Here is a 16201-nt window from a genome sequence, read left to right as displayed (position 1 = left end):
CTCCACCCCGCTCGCTTTTTCCGCAGCCGCGTAATGGCGGGCTTCGAATGCGGCCTTGTTCATCGCGGCCGGCACGACCTTCTTGTCACCACCGGGCACACGGTTGATGCGCGGTTAGCTGACCATTTCCGTATTGTTCGCGACCACGGACTTCTCACGATCCGCGACGGCATCGTCCCCGGACACCACGCGCTCGCTCGCCTCGTTGCGGCAAGAGACGCGGGCGTTCAAGCGATCTGGGATCTCTCCCATTACCATCGAAATCAGGATCCAGTTCGTTGTGCTCGTATCGCGTCCGAGGCGGCACTTGCGGTTAATGGAAATGAAAAGCTGTGGCTTTGTCCTGTCAACGAGCCTTCGCTCTATCCAGTGATCGCCGGGATGCCGCGTCACGAAGCTGTCGAGATGGCAGTACTGATGGCAAAGGTCGCTCGGGATCATCATCCTGAAGTAGGGCTCCTGACGAACGACCCCATTACCGGGGTGGGAGAGCGCCAGTTCGAGGCAACAGACGCGATCGTTTCTGCGGTCGATGTGGACGTCGTCGGTGTGAACTATTACCCGCATACGGCCCGAACGTCGCTCGTGAAGGTCTTGCTTGCGACATGGAAACGTTACCGAAAGCCGATCATGGTGTCGGAGACAAGTTGGCACGATGGACATCCGATACACCACCGCCGATATCCGGGCCTCAACAAGGGCGGCTGGCTCCGGCACGTGCTGGAGCAGGTCGATATCGCGGTGTTCCATGGTGCTGTTATAGCCGGGGTGTGCTGGTATCCCATCGTCGATTGCCCTCCTTGGCATCGACCGTTCTCTGGTGACCGCTGGAGCCACGGTCTCATACGTTCTGACCTGTCTGTCGACCCGAACCTCTCGGCGGAACTTGCCGCCATACGCTTTCGGGCGGCGGCATAGTCCTGGCTGAAACCTGACCAGGCCGATGGGCGTTAACATGGCGATGAACGCTAAAGCTACACCAGACGACGTTGAACCGACCACTGAAGCCGACACCAGCTTCGTGCCGATGTCAGCTTTCCGTTCGATAGAATGACCGTGAAGCAGTTCCGGAAACGCTTCCCCCGTGCACGGTGGAGTGACGCCCGCCAAGCGTGGTTCGTCCCAGGCCCCACTGCCTCTCGTCGCTTCACGCGGTGGCTGGCGGAGCTGGAGGCGGAAGCCGATGCATTCGCCGACGCGAAGGGCAGGGACGCATTTGAGTTCGATCCGATCGCGAGCGTCTATCTTGAGCTCGGGAGAGCGGGCTTCCTGATCAGCACTCCCTATTCCAGGACTGTCGTCGAGAAGCTTCGCGAAATTCCCTACTCGCGGTGGGATAGCGACCTCAAGTTATGGCACGTTCCCTTTCGGTCGTACCGAGAGCTCAAGGATCGATGGCCAGAAATTGAGGAAGCAGCGCGCCGGAACGAACCAGAAGAAAGGCGACGCCGCGCCGAAGAGAGGAAGGGTACCGAACAGGAAGCGAAGTCGAAAGCGCGGACCGCGGAGCGGAAGCGGCGACGCTATCCGGTAAACATCGACAAGCTACCGCCACTCGGCCGTGTCGTCGCGGTGCAGTATGGACTCGTTGTCTTCGAAGAGATCACCGGGGAACTCGTCGAACCGGAAGTCGTTGGCGAATTCTACCCCGGCGCCACCGATGGTCACGTCTGGGGAACCTGGCGGAAACCTACGTTTGAAGAGCTAGTGCAGGCGTGGCCCTCGAAGACGCCCGTGGCCCAGGGAGCTGAATGGTGGCAACCGACTATTGAGGAACTGCGGTCCGCTCGACGAGCGGCAAGACGAAAGAGGACGGAACAGTCATCGCGCTAGACGGGATCTTGGGTCTATAATCGTGCCGAGGGCGCTCTACCCTTGCGAGGAGCGCCCTCTCGCCCCGTACACAGCTCGATCGCGCAACGGGGGTCGCTGCGAAAGTGCGAAGTATCTGAGGCGGCAGGGCGTGATATGGTGCTTTCGCATGCGCCGTACAAGACAAGCGCCGTATAGGTCCGAGATACCCGACATCTCCCGCTGTGCGTTGTCGTCGATGATCTAAGAATCACATTTACGGCGCCCCGAGAGAACGGCGAATTGAAATGGTAAGCAATATCGGCAGCCGATGGCTGCTTGCCTAAATTCAGGTCCGGGTATATACCCGTGAACAATGTCGAACGATACATGCCATTGCATCCTGTTGCGTAAGGCGACCCGGAAGGTCTCGTCCTATTATGACGAGGCCCTGGCTCCGCTTCGCGTCAATATCGGCCAGTTCAGCCTGCTCAGGAACATACGTAGGATGGAGCCGGTATCGCTTACCGATCTGGCGCATGCGGTTCAGCTCGACCGCTCAACCGTCGGTCGGAATGCCAAGGTTTTGGGTCGGTTGGAGCTGATCGCTATCGGCCACGGTGAGGACCAGCGCGAGGCAGTGCTCACGATCGCGGAGAAAGGTCGCGAGATACTGGATAAGGGCGCCCCTTTATGGGGTGGCGTCCAAGATAACATAGAGGCCCGCCTCGGGCGCGAGAAGGCGCGTCAACTTCACGAACTCCTTGCCGAACTTTGATTTTTTCGACCAGGATAGGCAATTTCACCTGCGAATGCGGGCAGATACCCCCAATGATCTGGGCGCCACAACGGCACACGAAGGGACCACCAATGATATCGACAGGCGTTGCTGGCTGGATGGCCGCGAGAAAGCTCCATTACGGATGGGTAGTCGCCGCGACTACTTTTCTCACCATGCTGGCAACCGCCGGCGCCATGGGTTCGGCCGGCGTGATGATGCAACCGCTTCATCAGGAATTCGGCTGGGATATCGCCGACATCTCCACCGCGATGGCCGTGCGCCTCGTCCTGTTTGGGCTACTCGGACCGTTCGCCGCCGCCTTCATGAACCATTTCGGCATCCGGCAGGTCGTCTCCACTGCGCTCGGTATGATCGTGTTCGGCATCGTCGCCTCCTTTTTCATGACCGAGGTCTGGCAGTTGCTGCTGCTCTGGGGTGTCGTCATAGGTGTCGGCACCGGAATGACCGCTCTGGTGCTCGGCGCCACCGTAGCTACCCGCTGGTTTTCGAAACGACGCGGCCTGGTCATCGGTCTGATGACGGCAAGTAATGCCACGGGCCAGCTTGTGTTCCTACCGCTTCTGGCAGCCCTTACCGAAGCATACGGCTGGCGCACGGCCTTGTCCCTGACGGTTGCAGTGTTGGCGATCGCCTTCACACTCGTGCTGCTGCTGATGCGCGACCACCCCGCCGATGTCGGCCTGCCTGCCTATGGCGAAACAACCATATCGAAGCCGCCAACACAGGATCACAAGCTCCTTACCACGCTCGCATCTCCACTCGTCGCCCTGAAGGGCGTCTCCGGAAGTCCCGTCTTCTGGGTCCTTTTCGGTACATTTTTCATCTGCGGCCTCTCTACCAACGGGCTGATCCAGACGCACTGGATCTCCATCTGCGGCGATTTCGGCATGGCCGCCGTCACCGCCGCCGGCACGCTCGCCGTTATCGGCATCTTCGATTTCGTCGGCACGATCTTTGCCGGCTGGATATCAGACCGATACGATAACCGTATACTGCTTTTCTGGTTTTACGGATTGCGCGGCCTGTCGCTGATCTACCTGTCATTCTCCGGGTTCAGCACCATTGAGCTGTCAGTCTTCGCCATATTCTACGGCCTCGACTGGGTGGCGACGGTCCCGCCGACAGTCAAAATCGCTGCGGAGAACTTCGGACGCGAAAAGGCTAGCCTCGTCTTCGGCTGGGTATTTGCCGGCCACCAGTTGGGTGCGGCGACTGCGGCTTTCGGTGCAGGCTGGTTCAAGAGCGATTACGACACATACATGCCGGCCCTTCAGATCGCAGGCGTCATGTGCCTGCTTGCGGCTGTCGCCGTCATGCTGTTGAAGAAGCCCGAGGCTGCCACGATGGCTCCGCAGGCCGCCTGATCTGATTCCGACGGAACAAGGAAGCCTAGTGGGCGGGCTTCTTCTTGTCATTAGAATCGGCTTCATGCGACATGGTCGATCTTGAAGAGAATGACTGCGCGAAGGCCGATCGCGACTTAGACTGCCTTGCCTCCGTCAGCGATCACTTGCTTCCCCTGATCTGTAATCACAAGCACCGGGTTTCCGTTGACCGCGATCTCTCTCAAAAACGCGCCCCGTTCGAGCGATGCGACGGTCGCATTTGAAACTCGCCGGTCGCCGATCAGCCAGACGCGGCCGGAGCGACGCTGATGGCGATATCGCGCGATAGCGGACAAGGCTTGGATGGAGGTCTTCGATGGCGGTTTTCGAACGCTAGTCATTATGACAGCACGTCTCCTGTTCCTCTTACGTTCATATGAGAATCGCTGGTATAGAATTCAAGACTTGCGAGCGCTTGAAACAGTCCGACATGGTCAGGTGTGGGGCCGCCAGTTTCGGTGATGCGTCGAGGGGAGCGACGTCTACGAAACCAACCCGCCGCACGAGATTTCCACCCGTTCGCAGTAATGGATGCGCATATTGACAAGGGGCTTTGATCACGCGTTATTCGTCAACCAAAGACGATTGTCTCGGTTCAGGTCGGTGGCGATTGTCGCCGCATAACGGAGCGAACAGGCGACACTCATTTTGAGACGGTCGCCTGCTCCAAAGGGAAACCGTGGTCGCGACAAGCGCCGTTCCGCGCTTCCGCTGTGACGTTGCGCGGTTCAAGGATGAAATCTGAATAAGCCTCGGAACAATACATACTCTTTTTTGCTTCTGCAGAAAACGGGGTAAAATGTAGCGTGACAAACATACTCATTGTCGAAGACGAACCGATCCTGGCCATGATGGCAGAGGATGCAGTAATTGAACTCGGATTCGATGTCGTTGGCATTGCCGCAAGCCGTGATGAGGTTCCGCCGTTTGGCAGCATCGAAGTCGCCTTAGTCGACTGCAACTTGCTCGATGGTCCGACAGGACCTGATGTAGGACGAGAACTTGCCACTGCTGGTGTCACCGTTGTTTTCATGACGGCAAATCCTGAAGTACTGGGCGATGGCGTTCCAAAAGCGCTTGGGGTGATCAGCAAACCACTTCTGCCTCTAGAGTTGACGGCAGTGATTCGGTTTGCGGTAGACAGCCGCAATGGAATGAAAGCCGCAGCCCCTGATCGCTTCAGGTCATTCGTCTAAACGCGAAGACGCGTGTGCTCTTGATATTTGAGGAAACGCGTACCAGTTGTTTGGCTCTCCGTAAGCAATGGGCACCATCCGCCGTATCGAACGCGGTGGACAATTCTAAGAACCTCGCGACCAACACCTCGCCGAGACGCGGCCGTACCATGCAGAAACTAACCGATGCCGACACTTCTTGCACTTCATGGCTCTGGCCGAGACGAAACCGATTTGGCAGAGTTCTGTCAGCAGCTTGCACCTCAGGCTCGAATAATCGCTCCTCGTGGACCCTTTGCACAGGCAGGTGGGTTCGCCTTCTTCAAACGCCGCTCTGATCGCAGCATTCCAGCTGCTGAGGTCGTGGATCAGGCGGCAAGCTGGGTTTCGCAGGAAGGAAACGCCAATCTCCCGGCATCAGGTGACGTCATTATAGTGGGATATTCCAGCGGCGCGATTTTTGCTGAAGCATTACTGTCCGTCATACCCAAGAGGTTTACAGGGGCAATCCTCATGCGCCCCGAGCCGCTGTCCCCGGACTCCCGTTTCCAGGTAATGCCAGAAAAACCGATTTTGATCTTGGCAGGAACGCATGACGACCGCCGACGTCACGACGACGGTGCCGTCCTCAATGAGCAGCTTGTCAACGCTGGGGCTGTCGTTTCGCTACATGTCATAGATGCCGGTCATGGATGGGCACGTCACAATGCGGACCTTACGTTGGCACGCTCCTGGTTGGCGGCCGTCGCCACCGATTAACATCCGCTATTCGCGGAACAAAATGTGGCCTCAGAACGCCGGGTGGCCTGTTCATTACTCCCTCCACTAAGCAACGTCCGAGAGCGCGGAGCGCAGGTCGTCCTCCCCATACGGCTTCAAGAGCACTTTCGTTACTCCTGAACCACCCAAAGAAGGCACGTTAGGATCGCCGGTCGCAAATATCACCGTAAGGTTCGGAAACCGGCTCCGGGCTGCTTTCGCGAGGTCAATCCCTGAGATGCCAGGTAGTCCGACATCTGTAAACAGAACATCGAAACTGCCGCTTTCAAGCATTTCAAGCGCGTTGGTGCCGTTGCCTACTTCGGTGATTCTATGTCCCATTTCTTCAAGCATATCGGCTGTGTTCAGCCTGATCAGAACGTCGTCCTCAACCAGCAGGATATTCCTGGAGACAGTCGCGGGAGTGATTATGGTCGGCGTCGGTGTCACCGAGAGGGATTGATTTCGCTGCGCCTGATTGGCGAATGCATGACGGATTTTGCGAGCCATGGCTTCCTTGGTGTAAGGCTTTGATAATAGCTGCACGCCAGGATCAAGTCGGCCGCCATGTACGATTGAGTTTTCAGTGTAACCCGACGTGTAGAGGACAGACAGAGAGGGGTTCTTCTCCCGAGCGATCCGCGCCAGTTCGGGACTTTTCAGCGGCCCGGGCATGACGACGTCCGTGAACAATAGATCGACATGCACGCCGCTCTGCAGAACGACCAGGGCGCTTTCGGCATCGTTAGCGGTGATAACCGAGTAACCTAGATCACGAAGCAATTCGACGGCTGTCGCCCGGACGGCCTCATCATCTTCGGCCACCAGAATAGTTTCCGTGCCACCTTCGATTTTGCCAACGTCCATGTCGACGATCAGGTCTTCTTCGGCCAAGACCTGCGGGAAATAAAGCTTGATGCTCGTTCCTTCGCCGACCTCGCTGTATATCTTGATATGTCCGCCGGACTGCTTCACGAACCCGAACACCATGGAGAGCCCGAGACCCGTCCCTTTGCCCTCTGGTTTGGTAGAGAAGAACGGCTCGAACACCTTGGCGACAATCTCAGGCGACATCCCCGAACCCGTATCGCTGACAGCCAGCATGACGTAGGAGCCCGGCTTAACCTCAGAATTGTCCTTAGCATACACAGCGTCCAAAGTGACGTTGCAAGCTTCGATTGTGAGCCTGCCGGTTCCGTCCATCGCATCGCGAGCGTTGATTGCAAGGTTCAGCAGCGCGTTCTCGATCTGCGTCGGGTCGACCTGAACATTCCACAAGTCAGCAGAGACGACAGTTTCGATTTCGATGGCTTCGCCCAGCGAGCGTTTCAACATCTCGTCCATACCCTTGACGAGGCGACCGATATTTATGACCTTCGGTTCAAGAGGCTGTCGACGACCGAAGGACAACAATTGACTTGCAAGCTTGGCACCGCGATTGACCCCGTCGAGCGCGTTGGCGATCCGCTTCACTGCGCGGTCGTTGCCAACCACTTCTTTCGACAGCAGTTGAAGATTACCCGAGACGACCTGAAGAAGATTATTGAAGTCGTGAGCCACGCCGCCGGTCAGGTTTCCAATCGACTCCATCTTCTGCGACTGCTGAAGTGCTAGTTCAGCTTTTCTCAGCTGCTCGGCTGCCTCTGTTTCGGCAGTTACGTCGCGACCGACGGCATGAATGACATTGTTGTCCGGGACTGCGGTCCACGAAACCGTTCGATAAACGCCGCCTTCACCGCGATAGCGGTTCACAAAGTTTAGCGTGCGGAGACCCTTATCGAGTTTCGCGACCTCGTCGAGCGTAGCCTGACGGTCTGACGGATGGACGTAGTCCATGAAGGGCTGTCCCAGCAGTTCATGCTCGGTTTGCCCGACAAGGGCCAGCATAGCGGGGTTAGCCGCCATTATCTTTGCATCCATACCAGCGACCAGCATGATCTCAGTTGAGAGACGCCACATTCGATCCCGGTCGGCAGTTTTTTCCTCGACCTGCTGTTCCAAATGACTGGTGAGGTTAGCGAGTGCCTCACGCGTGGCTCGGAGATCGTTGATGTCGGTGTTCGTCCCAACCCAACGAGTGATCTCGCCCCGTTCGTCTCGCATCGGTACGGCTCTTGCAAGATGCCATCGGTAGACACCATCATGACGTCGCAAGCGGAATTCCGCCTCGTAGACGAGTCCGCTCGTCAAGGCTTCCAGCCACTGCATCCCTGCCGTGTCGATGTCGTCGGGATGAACAATGCCAGTCCACGCCCGCCCATCAAGCTCGCCCTCGGATGCGCCCGAGTACGCGTAGGTGCGGTCGTTGAACCAATCCAGCAATCCATCGGGCGTTGCCGTCCAGACATGGTTCGGCATCGCCTGCGCGAACGTCTTAAACCGATCCTCGCTCGCACGCAGGGCGAGGATCGCCCGATCCCGATCCGTGACGTCTTGAACGACGCCGACTAGGCAAACCGGCTGTCCTTCGGAATTGTACTCGAACTCCGCTTTTCGGGCTATGATCCGTTCTTCGCCGTTGTCTGCCCGCTTGATACGGTATTGGACGTCAAGCTGTGCCGTCTGCGTATTCCGTGTCTCTGCATTGGACACCTTGTCCTGGTCCTCCGGTATGACCAGGCTCTCGATTGTCTTCGCGGAAATGTTTTCCGTGTCCTGAATCCCGAACAGGCGGCAGAATTCGGGAGAAACTTCCAGGACGTCGTCACCAACCGAAATAGAGAAGATGCCGACGCCTCCTGCTTCCTGGGCGCGTCGCAGTCGTTCTTCGGTTCGTTTGAGTTTTTCAGTCGCCCGGTGTTCCTCAGTCCTGTCTCTGAGGACTTTGACAAACCCGACAAGATTGCCTCCGTCGTCCAGGAGCCGAGACATTTCCCCGCTTGCCCAAAACACCTCGCCCGATCTGCGGATATGCCAGCGCTCGTCGTTCGCCGAACCATCCTTGATCGAGAGACCCATCTCTGTGGCGATGCGATCTATCTCGCGGTCTTCCGGCGTGAAAATGCGAGAGGCGTCTTGCCCGAGGATTTCATCCTCTGACCAGCCAAATATTGTCGCAGCACCCTTGTTCCAGCGGGTCACTTTGCCATCGGTATCAAAGGCAATAATCGCGTAGTCTACAGCACTGTCTAAGACCTGACGATTTTGCGCTTCGCTCCGTTTTATCGCAGCCTCGGCGGCAACGCGGTCGGTGACGTCGGTGCCCTGAGCGAATATCCCGGTTATTTTTCCCTTGCGGTCGCGGATAGGCTGGTAGACGAGGTCTACGTACCGGTCTTCGGGAGCGGAATTCTCGTCGCGCTGGAGGCCAACTCGCAGTGCTCGCCCTGTAAAAGGCTCGCCCGTCGAGTACACGTTATCGAGAATTTCAATGAATCCCTGGCTCGCGACTTCGGGCAACGCCTCGCGAACAGAGCGTCCGATGATTTGCCTATGCCCCACCAACTGCATGTAAGCCGGATTGGTAATGTCGAAGATGTGGTCTGGACCCTGGAGGATCGCTATGAACCCGGGTGCTTGATCGAAAAGAAGTCGCAGCCGATCACGTTCGCCACTGAGCCATTGTTCAGATAAAACCTTGTCCGTCGTCTCAGCGACAACGGCCATAATGCCAATGGCATTACCTTCGGCGTCGAGTATCGGAGAGTAATCGAGATCAACCCAAACTTCGTCCGGCTCACCCTCACGATAGAGGAGGAGTGGTTGATCCTCATATGAGAGGGTGTCTCCCGCGAGGCATGTTTGCAGAACTTGGGAATTGAGATCGACCGCCTCCGGCCAAGCCTCAAGCACTTTCATTCCAAGCAGGCCTGGGTGGCGGCTTCCTGCAACATCTGCATACGAATCGTTATAGATAAGAATTCCGTCCGGACCCCATAGGGTCGCCATTGCGAGTGGCGATTTTAGAACGAGCAGGACGGTTGAACGAACGATCTCCGGCCAATCATCGATCTTGCCAAGCGAGGTCTGCGACCAGTCAAGCTCAGCAATGCGCTCACCAGTAGAGCCCGATTTCGCAATCAAAGCGGAGTAAGATGACACCACCTAGTATTCCCCCAATTCGCGGCTTTGGCGACCGCTACCACGAAGCAATAATCGTTAGATGGAACAAGGGGAAGCTAATGAACTCAGGATTAGCTGCTAAATTCGCAACCAGCCGGTCCAACTTCAGTCGTTCGAAACACCTGGGCTGGGATGGAGCAGTGCGGCTTTGCAGCGTTGATTTCGGCCTATGATCTCCAAGCAAGTTTTCCTTACTCGCCGTGTAGAGCGTCGGTCCATGTTAGTCAGATGAGGAGAGATCAGTTGTCTCGGACCTCATAGATGTCAGCGTTGTCCTGAACTTCGCGGAGTCCTTTGTAGGAGGCGTGACGGAGATTGTTGTCATCCGTCCACCCTCGAAACTGGATTTCCGCGATTAGGGTTGGCTGCGCGAATACTAAGTTTTTTCCTTCAACCGGCACCGCTGGTCGCTTAGTCCTCAGCTTATCGAGCGTGGCCTTGAGATACACGGCGTCCTTCTGCTTGAAGCCAGTGCCTACTGCACCAACGGAAACCCAGCTGTCGCCACGTCGCGCTGCGAGCAGAAGGAAGCCGATCCCGCCTCGCGCGACGTTCGATTGTTCGTATCCGATGACCACAAAGCTTTCGCTTTGGATGCATTTTATTTTTTTTGCCAGTCACCAGTTCGACCCGATCGATACTTGCTGTCGCGATGTTTTGCGATGATGCCTTCAAGCCCCAGCGAGCACGATGTTTTGAGCAGCGTAGCTCCGTCGCCGTCAACCTCTTCAGAGAGCCCGATCGCCCCGGTCGCGCCGTCTAGGAAATCGGTCAGAAGATGGCGACGCACGGAGAGTTCCGCATTGGTGAGGAGGTGGCCGTCGAAGTAGGGCAGGTCGAAGGCATAGAACACGGCTTCCGCCGATAAGCGTTTGCCTCCTCGTCCGCCGAGCGACCGCTGCAACGAGCCTTCGGCACTGCAGATCAGGCTCTACTCTTCTAGAGGAGCCACCGTGCACCAGGGAACAGTCGGAAACAGACTTCTCCAGGCACTGCCTGCGTTGGCCTACAATCAGCTTCGGTCGCATCTGAAGCGGATTGAGCTCCCGCTGAAATCTGTCCTAGTGCATCCTAGCCGCGTTACGTCTCACGTCTATTTCCTCGAGTCCGGCCTTGGCTCAGTTATCGCAAATAGTGCAGACGGCAGGTCAGCGGAGGTCCGACATATCGGTTTCGAGGGTATGGCCGGCAGTCACGTCGCGCTCATGAGCCGTCGGACACGCAGTACAACATTGATGCAGGTTGCTGGAAGTGCGCTGGCATTGCCAGTAGCGCGGTTCATTGATGTCTTCGAGGAGAACGCGGATGCGCGTCGTCTCTTCCTTCGTTACGTCCAGTACTACCAAACGCAGCTTGCATACACTGCGCTTGCCAACGGGGGATACACCCTTCACCAGCGGCTTGCCCGTTGGCTACTGATGAGCCACGACCGCCTGCGAACTACGGAAATTCGACACGCGCCGGGCCTCACTTTTTATGAGTGACTTTCAGCAATTGCACTAACGGAACGCGAGTGCTTACTAGGCCGAACTGCCTTCTGAGGACGGGGGTAGTCTGGGAGAGCCGACCGAGCCGCCGCGATGGTTGGTTCCCCCTCAGACTCATCGGGCATCCGGCGGCATCGATGACGCAATTTGGTAGCAATGGTGCGGCACCGTACGGATCATCCTCAAGATCAAGCTATTGTTCCCCAACGTCTAGACTTGCCTACTCTTAGCTGGTCAAACACGGCAAAGATTTGAGGGGCTCGCCGATGTCATATGAATGGGATGGTTCGAAAGTTCGGAAAGCCTACAGAGTTAAGATGGCGATCGCATGTGTGGTCGCTCTGGTGATGGCAGCAGCGCCGCTTATTCTTATTGTCGTTGGCCTCGAATAATCGGCTGTTCCTCATGTCGCGGTAGCTGCTAGCGAATCAGCCTCTTGAGCAGCAGTTTTGAAATTGTCGCGATGGCCCTTGCTTCGATCGCGGCAGAGGCTCGGCGTTGGGGCTCCAATTCCTATGCGACCGTCGAGCCTCACTACGAAGAGCGGGCGGAACCAACTGTAGCCGGACGTCATCCCGTTCACGGTTTAGGGTAGGTACGTGGCACAGATTCGTTAACGCTGGGTAGTTTCGTCCAGCGAGCAGCGTGTTTGGAATGCCTACCTTCATGAGGGTCTCACATGCGTAGCATTTTTCCGACTTTGCTCCTCGGCCTCGTAGCGACGGGGTGTCGTGAACCGACACTGGAATCAACGCGCCCAATTGCGATCAAGTTGACCCTTTGCGCTCAAAGGCCAGGCCGTCGTTGCGAGCCTTGCATAACCTGCCTGTGGCTGACCGTGGCCGAAAGTACATCACTCTCTCTGATAAACACCTTGCCCCCGATGTCCTCCCCGCGAGATATCGCGGAAGCAGCCAGGCCAGTGAGGAAGTTAGCGTTAAGCGTCAGACGTCGCAACGACATCTCTGGCGGGTTGGCAATCGCTCTGATCGCTTCGCATGTCACGATCACCGACCAGACCTGCGAGCTGTCGGTCACCGCGATCTGTCCGTTTTCGTGGTAGAGAAACGGTGCGGGTTCGCAAAGGGTGATTTCGGGATGGTCGATCATATCAGCTTGCCTTCCTGCTCTTTAGGTCGTCCGCGACGGATTTGCGCAACGCGTCCATGATGTTGACCACGTTCGATGCGGGAGCAGGCGCCTCTTTTGTCTTCGACGACTTCCTTGTGGGCTTCAGGGTCCTCTTCTTTTCCTCGATGAGCTTCAGCAAGCTCTCCTGGATAGGATCGCTCACCATATCAGGCGACCACCTCGCGGACTTTTGCTTGATCAGCTTCTGCACGAGCGGGATGAGGTCGGGTTCCGCTTCGTTGTCTATGTCTTCGAAATAGGCATCTTCCGGCCGTACCTCGTCCCCGAAACGTAGCGACCAGAGGACAATCCCGTTGTCGCGCGGCTCAAGCACGACCGCCCGTTCGCGGCGGCCGATAACCAGCTTGGATACCCCGACGACGTTATCGGCCTTCATCGCATCACGGATGACGGCAAAAGCCTCGTGGCCGACCGCATCGTCAGGCATGAGATAGTGCGGTTTTTCAAGGTAGACCCACTCTATGCTTTGCGACGGTACGAACTTCTGGATGTCGATTGTCTTCACCGTGTCGAGCTGGACGGCGTCGAGGTCATCGTCGCTCAGGATAACGTAGTCGTTCTCACCACGGGCATACCCCTTCGCTTCGTTCTGGTCCTTCACGGGTTTCCCGGTGACAGAGTCGATGTACTGCGAGACGACACGGTTGCCCGTCTCGCGGTTCAGCGTATGAAACCGCACCTTCTCGCTCTCGCTGGTCGCCGGGGTCATGGCGACCGGGCAGGTCACGAGCGATAGCTTGAGGTAGCCTTTCCAGTAAGGACGGATTGCCATCGTCTCTCTCCTAGCTTGCCTTGCGCTGCGGGGCGGTCTTCGAAGCGGCGGACTTCCCGACCGCCCCACGCGCCGCACGTTTCCGACCAGCGCCAGCATTGGCATTGGCAGCCGTGCGTTCCGGTTTGGATTCGGCAGCCTTCAGCAGCCCTGCGCTCTCTCGTAGGGCGGCGAGCAGGTCGCTCGGCTGCGAGACCTCTATCTTCTTGCGCTTGGGAAGCGCCTTGCCTTCGACCTTGGCCTTCACCAGTTCAGCGAGTGCTGCCTCATATCGGTCGTCGAAGGTTGCCGGATCGAATGTCCCCTTCTTCGTGCTGATGATGTGCTTGGCGAGATCGAGCATCTCGCCTTCGATCTCCAGCTTCGGCATTTCCTCGAAAGCTTTCGCGCTGGACCGAACTTCGTAGTCGTAATTCAGCGTCGTGGCGATCAGGCCCTTGCCGTGGGGACGGATGAGAACCGTGCGCATTCTCCGGAAGAGGACAGTCCTCGCGATGGCTGCGACCTTCGACCTCCTCATGCCGTCGCGCAGTGCAGCAAACGCGTCGGAGCCCATGCGATCTGGAGTGAGGTAGTAGGGCTTGTCGAAGTAGACGTCGTCGACGTCGGAGCAGGGGATGAACGCCTCGATTTCGAGCGTCTTGTCGCTCTCCGGGATCGTGGCGGCCACCTCGTCTGGGTCGATGACGAGATATTGTCCGTTTTCGATTTCGAAGCCCTTGGTCTGGGCTTCCTTAGGCACCAGCTTTTCGGTCTCGCTGTCGATGAAGACGCGATTGACGCGGTTGCCTGTCGCCGAATTGATCGTATTGAAAGTGATGCGGTCGGAGGTGGAGGCTGCCGTATAAAGCGCTACACCCGCTGTGACCTCTCCGAACTTGAGGAAGCCTTTCCACTGCGCTCGATGACCTGCCATACGCTTTACTCCGAATCACCTGGTTGGCGACTCCAATCGGATTCGAAGTGATTCGTTCCGAGTCAAAACGAATCATTTTTCAATGGCTTGAGGGGTTCTCTTGCAAGATTGATTCAGCGTTGCTTCGTCAGGCATGCTTACCGTTTGATCTCAATCGGTTTCCAGATCACCTGGACGCTTCTGGGATCGAGATCGAACAACTCGCAAGTGACTTTCATCTCGGTCCCGTCGCAGGCGCTGCACCTGAACTTCAGTTTCCATGGGCTGGCGTTCCAGCCTTTGTACTGGGCGAGGTCACGCGCCAGAAACCTGCCTTCGCGACCGCATGGGCGGCATGCCGCAACGACGACCATGTTGTGCCTGACGGCTTCGGCAAGTGTTCTGAGATTCCCGACCATCACAAACGAATGGAACGAATGCAGAACGACGTCAACCCACAGGGCAGAGTTCGCCATGTCATATGCCTGAAGTGAACGGCTACAGCGATGACTACCTGCAAGCTAGAGCGTTGACACGTCACCGTATCGTTGACTGAAATGCCGCCGCCATTCTATTCGGGCGTTGGAGGGAACCATGCCCGAATTGATACCGGACGAGATCGAAACCCTACGCATGCTTGCTGGTCAGGAACTTGCGTCTCTCGGTCTGTGCTCCTCCGTCGAACCTCACCGTTTGACGGACAGCGGCATCCTCTGCCTCGACCTAATTACCGGAACGATTGACATTCGATCCCGAAGGGTCGCCTGGCCATCCAGAGGGGCAGATCTGGCCGCTACGCTCGTTATTTGATAGGCCCACAGTTGCGCGCTGCGGTTGCCCCACTCCCGGGCCCTGCAGCCGAGGCTCGCTGCAGACGGACCACGCTCTAAGCGGGCGGCGAGCCTCACTTCTCGTCAATTGATACGAGCTAGCGGTTGCCCAGTCGGTCCGGGGGCTCGAAGCATACTGCCCTCAGTACGGTGGGTACTATTGAAGAGCGGATCGTGCCGCCACTAAGGTCGACTCGCCTTCATCTGCCTAGCCATGACCGATACGCGACTATACGTTTCGCAAAGTCTACTTCACTACGGCCATTCAACGAGAGGTCAGCCGAACAGGTCTTTCGTCTGTGCCGGAAGTCCTCCAAGGCTTCCAACCGCAGTATAGCGTGGCAGCACCATCATTCGGTCGGCGGGAAGGGGGCGTTGAAGAGCCTTCGCCTCGCTCCAAGGCGCGGTCATCCAAATCTCGCATTCTTCCTGCGTCGTCAAAACAACGGGCATGGCCTTCGGATGGATCGGCTTTACGATCTCGTTGGGGTCGGTCGTCAGGAAGGCGTAGAGGTCGTGTTCTCCCTCGCGGGGCGCCTTGATCGGTCCTCGTGAGCCAATCCACTTGGTATGAATGCCCGCGAGCATGAACAGCGGCTGGTCCTCGCCGACGACGAACCATCGTAGCGGCTTTTTCCCCGTAGTCGGGTCGGCCGTCTGTTCATACTCACTGAATGCCGTCGCGGGAACAAGGCAGCGGTTCTTGACGCGGAGCCACTGCTGCCAGTGGGGAATGAATGTCTTGCGGACGTTCGTAACACCCCTGTCGGGCTTGCCGTCGAGATGCACCTCAGGCGTCGGCATGCCCCATGTTGACATGGTCAGCTCGCGCTCGCCTTCGGTGTCCATGCGGATGATCGGTCCGTCGCGATCCGGGTGGACGTTGATCGACGGGGGCAGGTTTCCTTCCCTGAACCGCGTGATGCTGATGAAGTCCCTGATGGCCTGCTGGTTAGTTGTTACATTGTAAAGGTTGCACATGCCCGTCTCTCCCGTGTCGTCGGGTAGATAAGCGACAGAGCTAGAGTATCAACTGCACCAGACTCGCTGTCGGACACTGCGGAATGACGGGCATGCCAAGACCGTCTGGC

Annotated in this window: 11 protein-coding genes and 2 pseudogenes; 7 read left to right on the top strand and 6 right to left on the bottom strand. The window is 57.4% G+C overall.

Annotated elements, in window-relative coordinates:
• The first annotated feature begins 33 nt into the window (after positions 1–33).
• From ASG19_RS23825 to ASG19_RS07280, 6 genes and pseudogenes are all read left to right on the top strand, one after another.
• Complete coding sequence (locus ASG19_RS23825; protein WP_162238126.1) at positions 34–918, top strand: glycosyl hydrolase 53 family protein; 885 nt, start codon at positions 34–36, stop codon at positions 916–918.
• Positions 919–1023: 105 nt separating this feature from the next.
• Positions 1024–1833, top strand: a pseudogene (locus tag ASG19_RS07305) (hypothetical protein); the annotation flags it as partial.
• A 334-nt stretch (positions 1834–2167) separates the two neighbouring features.
• On the top strand, positions 2168–2569 hold the full coding sequence (locus tag ASG19_RS07300) for a MarR family winged helix-turn-helix transcriptional regulator (protein WP_062454551.1): 402 nt from the start codon (positions 2168–2170) through the stop codon (positions 2567–2569).
• A 92-nt stretch (positions 2570–2661) separates the two neighbouring features.
• The gene (locus ASG19_RS07295) at positions 2662–3957 is read left to right on the top strand and encodes an MFS transporter (protein ID WP_062454549.1); all 1296 of its coding nucleotides are present in this window, start codon (positions 2662–2664) and stop codon (positions 3955–3957) included.
• Positions 3958–4784: 827 nt separating this feature from the next.
• A complete protein-coding gene (locus ASG19_RS07285; RefSeq protein WP_062454546.1) occupies positions 4785–5174 on the top strand; it encodes a response regulator in 390 nt (129 codons plus the stop codon).
• Between the two features lie 165 nt (positions 5175–5339).
• On the top strand, positions 5340–5912 hold the full coding sequence (locus ASG19_RS07280; protein WP_062454544.1) for a dienelactone hydrolase family protein: 573 nt from the start codon (positions 5340–5342) through the stop codon (positions 5910–5912).
• Positions 5913–5978: 66 nt separating this feature from the next.
• On the opposite strand, the gene ASG19_RS07275 is transcribed toward ASG19_RS07280, so the two are convergent.
• From ASG19_RS07275 to ASG19_RS07250, 5 genes and pseudogenes are all read right to left on the bottom strand, one after another.
• On the bottom strand, positions 5979–9953 hold the full coding sequence (locus ASG19_RS07275; protein ID WP_156466422.1) for a PAS domain S-box protein: 3975 nt from the start codon (positions 9951–9953) through the stop codon (positions 5979–5981).
• A gap of 260 nt (positions 9954–10213) precedes the next feature.
• Positions 10214–10884 (bottom strand): annotated as a pseudogene (locus ASG19_RS07270) (ATP-dependent DNA ligase); the annotation flags it as partial.
• 1363 nt (positions 10885–12247) lie between these two features.
• On the bottom strand, positions 12248–12571 hold the full coding sequence (locus ASG19_RS07260) for a hypothetical protein (RefSeq protein ID WP_062454539.1): 324 nt from the start codon (positions 12569–12571) through the stop codon (positions 12248–12250).
• Between the two features lies 1 nt (position 12572).
• On the bottom strand, positions 12573–13385 hold the full coding sequence (locus ASG19_RS07255; RefSeq protein ID WP_062454536.1) for a Ku protein: 813 nt from the start codon (positions 13383–13385) through the stop codon (positions 12573–12575).
• Between the two features lie 10 nt (positions 13386–13395).
• Entirely contained in the window at positions 13396–14301 is a 906-nt protein-coding gene (locus tag ASG19_RS07250) for a Ku protein (RefSeq protein ID WP_062454534.1), read from the bottom strand.
• 23 nt (positions 14302–14324) lie between these two features.
• Between ASG19_RS07250 and ASG19_RS23820 the strand changes: the two genes are divergently transcribed.
• Positions 14325–14774: a hypothetical protein gene (locus ASG19_RS23820; protein ID WP_210168444.1), complete on the top strand. Its 450-nt coding sequence runs from the start codon at positions 14325–14327 to the stop codon at positions 14772–14774.
• Positions 14775–15386: 612 nt separating this feature from the next.
• Here the strand turns inward: ASG19_RS23820 and ASG19_RS07235 are convergent.
• Positions 15387–16091 carry an SOS response-associated peptidase gene (locus tag ASG19_RS07235; protein WP_062454528.1) on the bottom strand — a complete coding sequence of 235 codons (705 nt, stop codon included), beginning with the start codon at positions 16089–16091 and terminating at the stop codon, positions 15387–15389.
• Positions 16092–16201: the final 110 nt, after the last annotated feature.

This window comes from Rhizobium sp. Leaf306 (genome assembly GCF_001423425.1).
GTDB lineage: Bacteria > Pseudomonadota > Alphaproteobacteria > Rhizobiales > Rhizobiaceae > Neorhizobium > Neorhizobium soli.
The sequence above is the reverse complement of the archived record's forward strand: the minus strand, read 5'-3'. Positions and strand labels throughout refer to the sequence as shown.

Coding starts and splice junctions, on each gene's coding strand:
- ASG19_RS23825 (WP_162238126.1), top strand. CDS start 34: ATGGCGGGCTTCGAATGCGGCCTTGTTCATCGCGGCCGGCACGACCTT.
- ASG19_RS07300 (WP_062454551.1), top strand. CDS start 2,168: ATGTCGAACGATACATGCCATTGCATCCTGTTGCGTAAGGCGACCCGG.
- ASG19_RS07295 (WP_062454549.1), top strand. CDS start 2,662: ATGATATCGACAGGCGTTGCTGGCTGGATGGCCGCGAGAAAGCTCCAT.
- ASG19_RS07280 (WP_062454544.1), top strand. CDS start 5,340: ATGCCGACACTTCTTGCACTTCATGGCTCTGGCCGAGACGAAACCGAT.
- ASG19_RS07260 (WP_062454539.1), bottom strand. CDS start 12,571: ATGATCGACCATCCCGAAATCACCCTTTGCGAACCCGCACCGTTTCTC.
- ASG19_RS07255 (WP_062454536.1), bottom strand. CDS start 13,385: ATGGCAATCCGTCCTTACTGGAAAGGCTACCTCAAGCTATCGCTCGTG.
- ASG19_RS07250 (WP_062454534.1), bottom strand. CDS start 14,301: ATGGCAGGTCATCGAGCGCAGTGGAAAGGCTTCCTCAAGTTCGGAGAG.
- ASG19_RS07235 (WP_062454528.1), bottom strand. CDS start 16,091: ATGTGCAACCTTTACAATGTAACAACTAACCAGCAGGCCATCAGGGAC.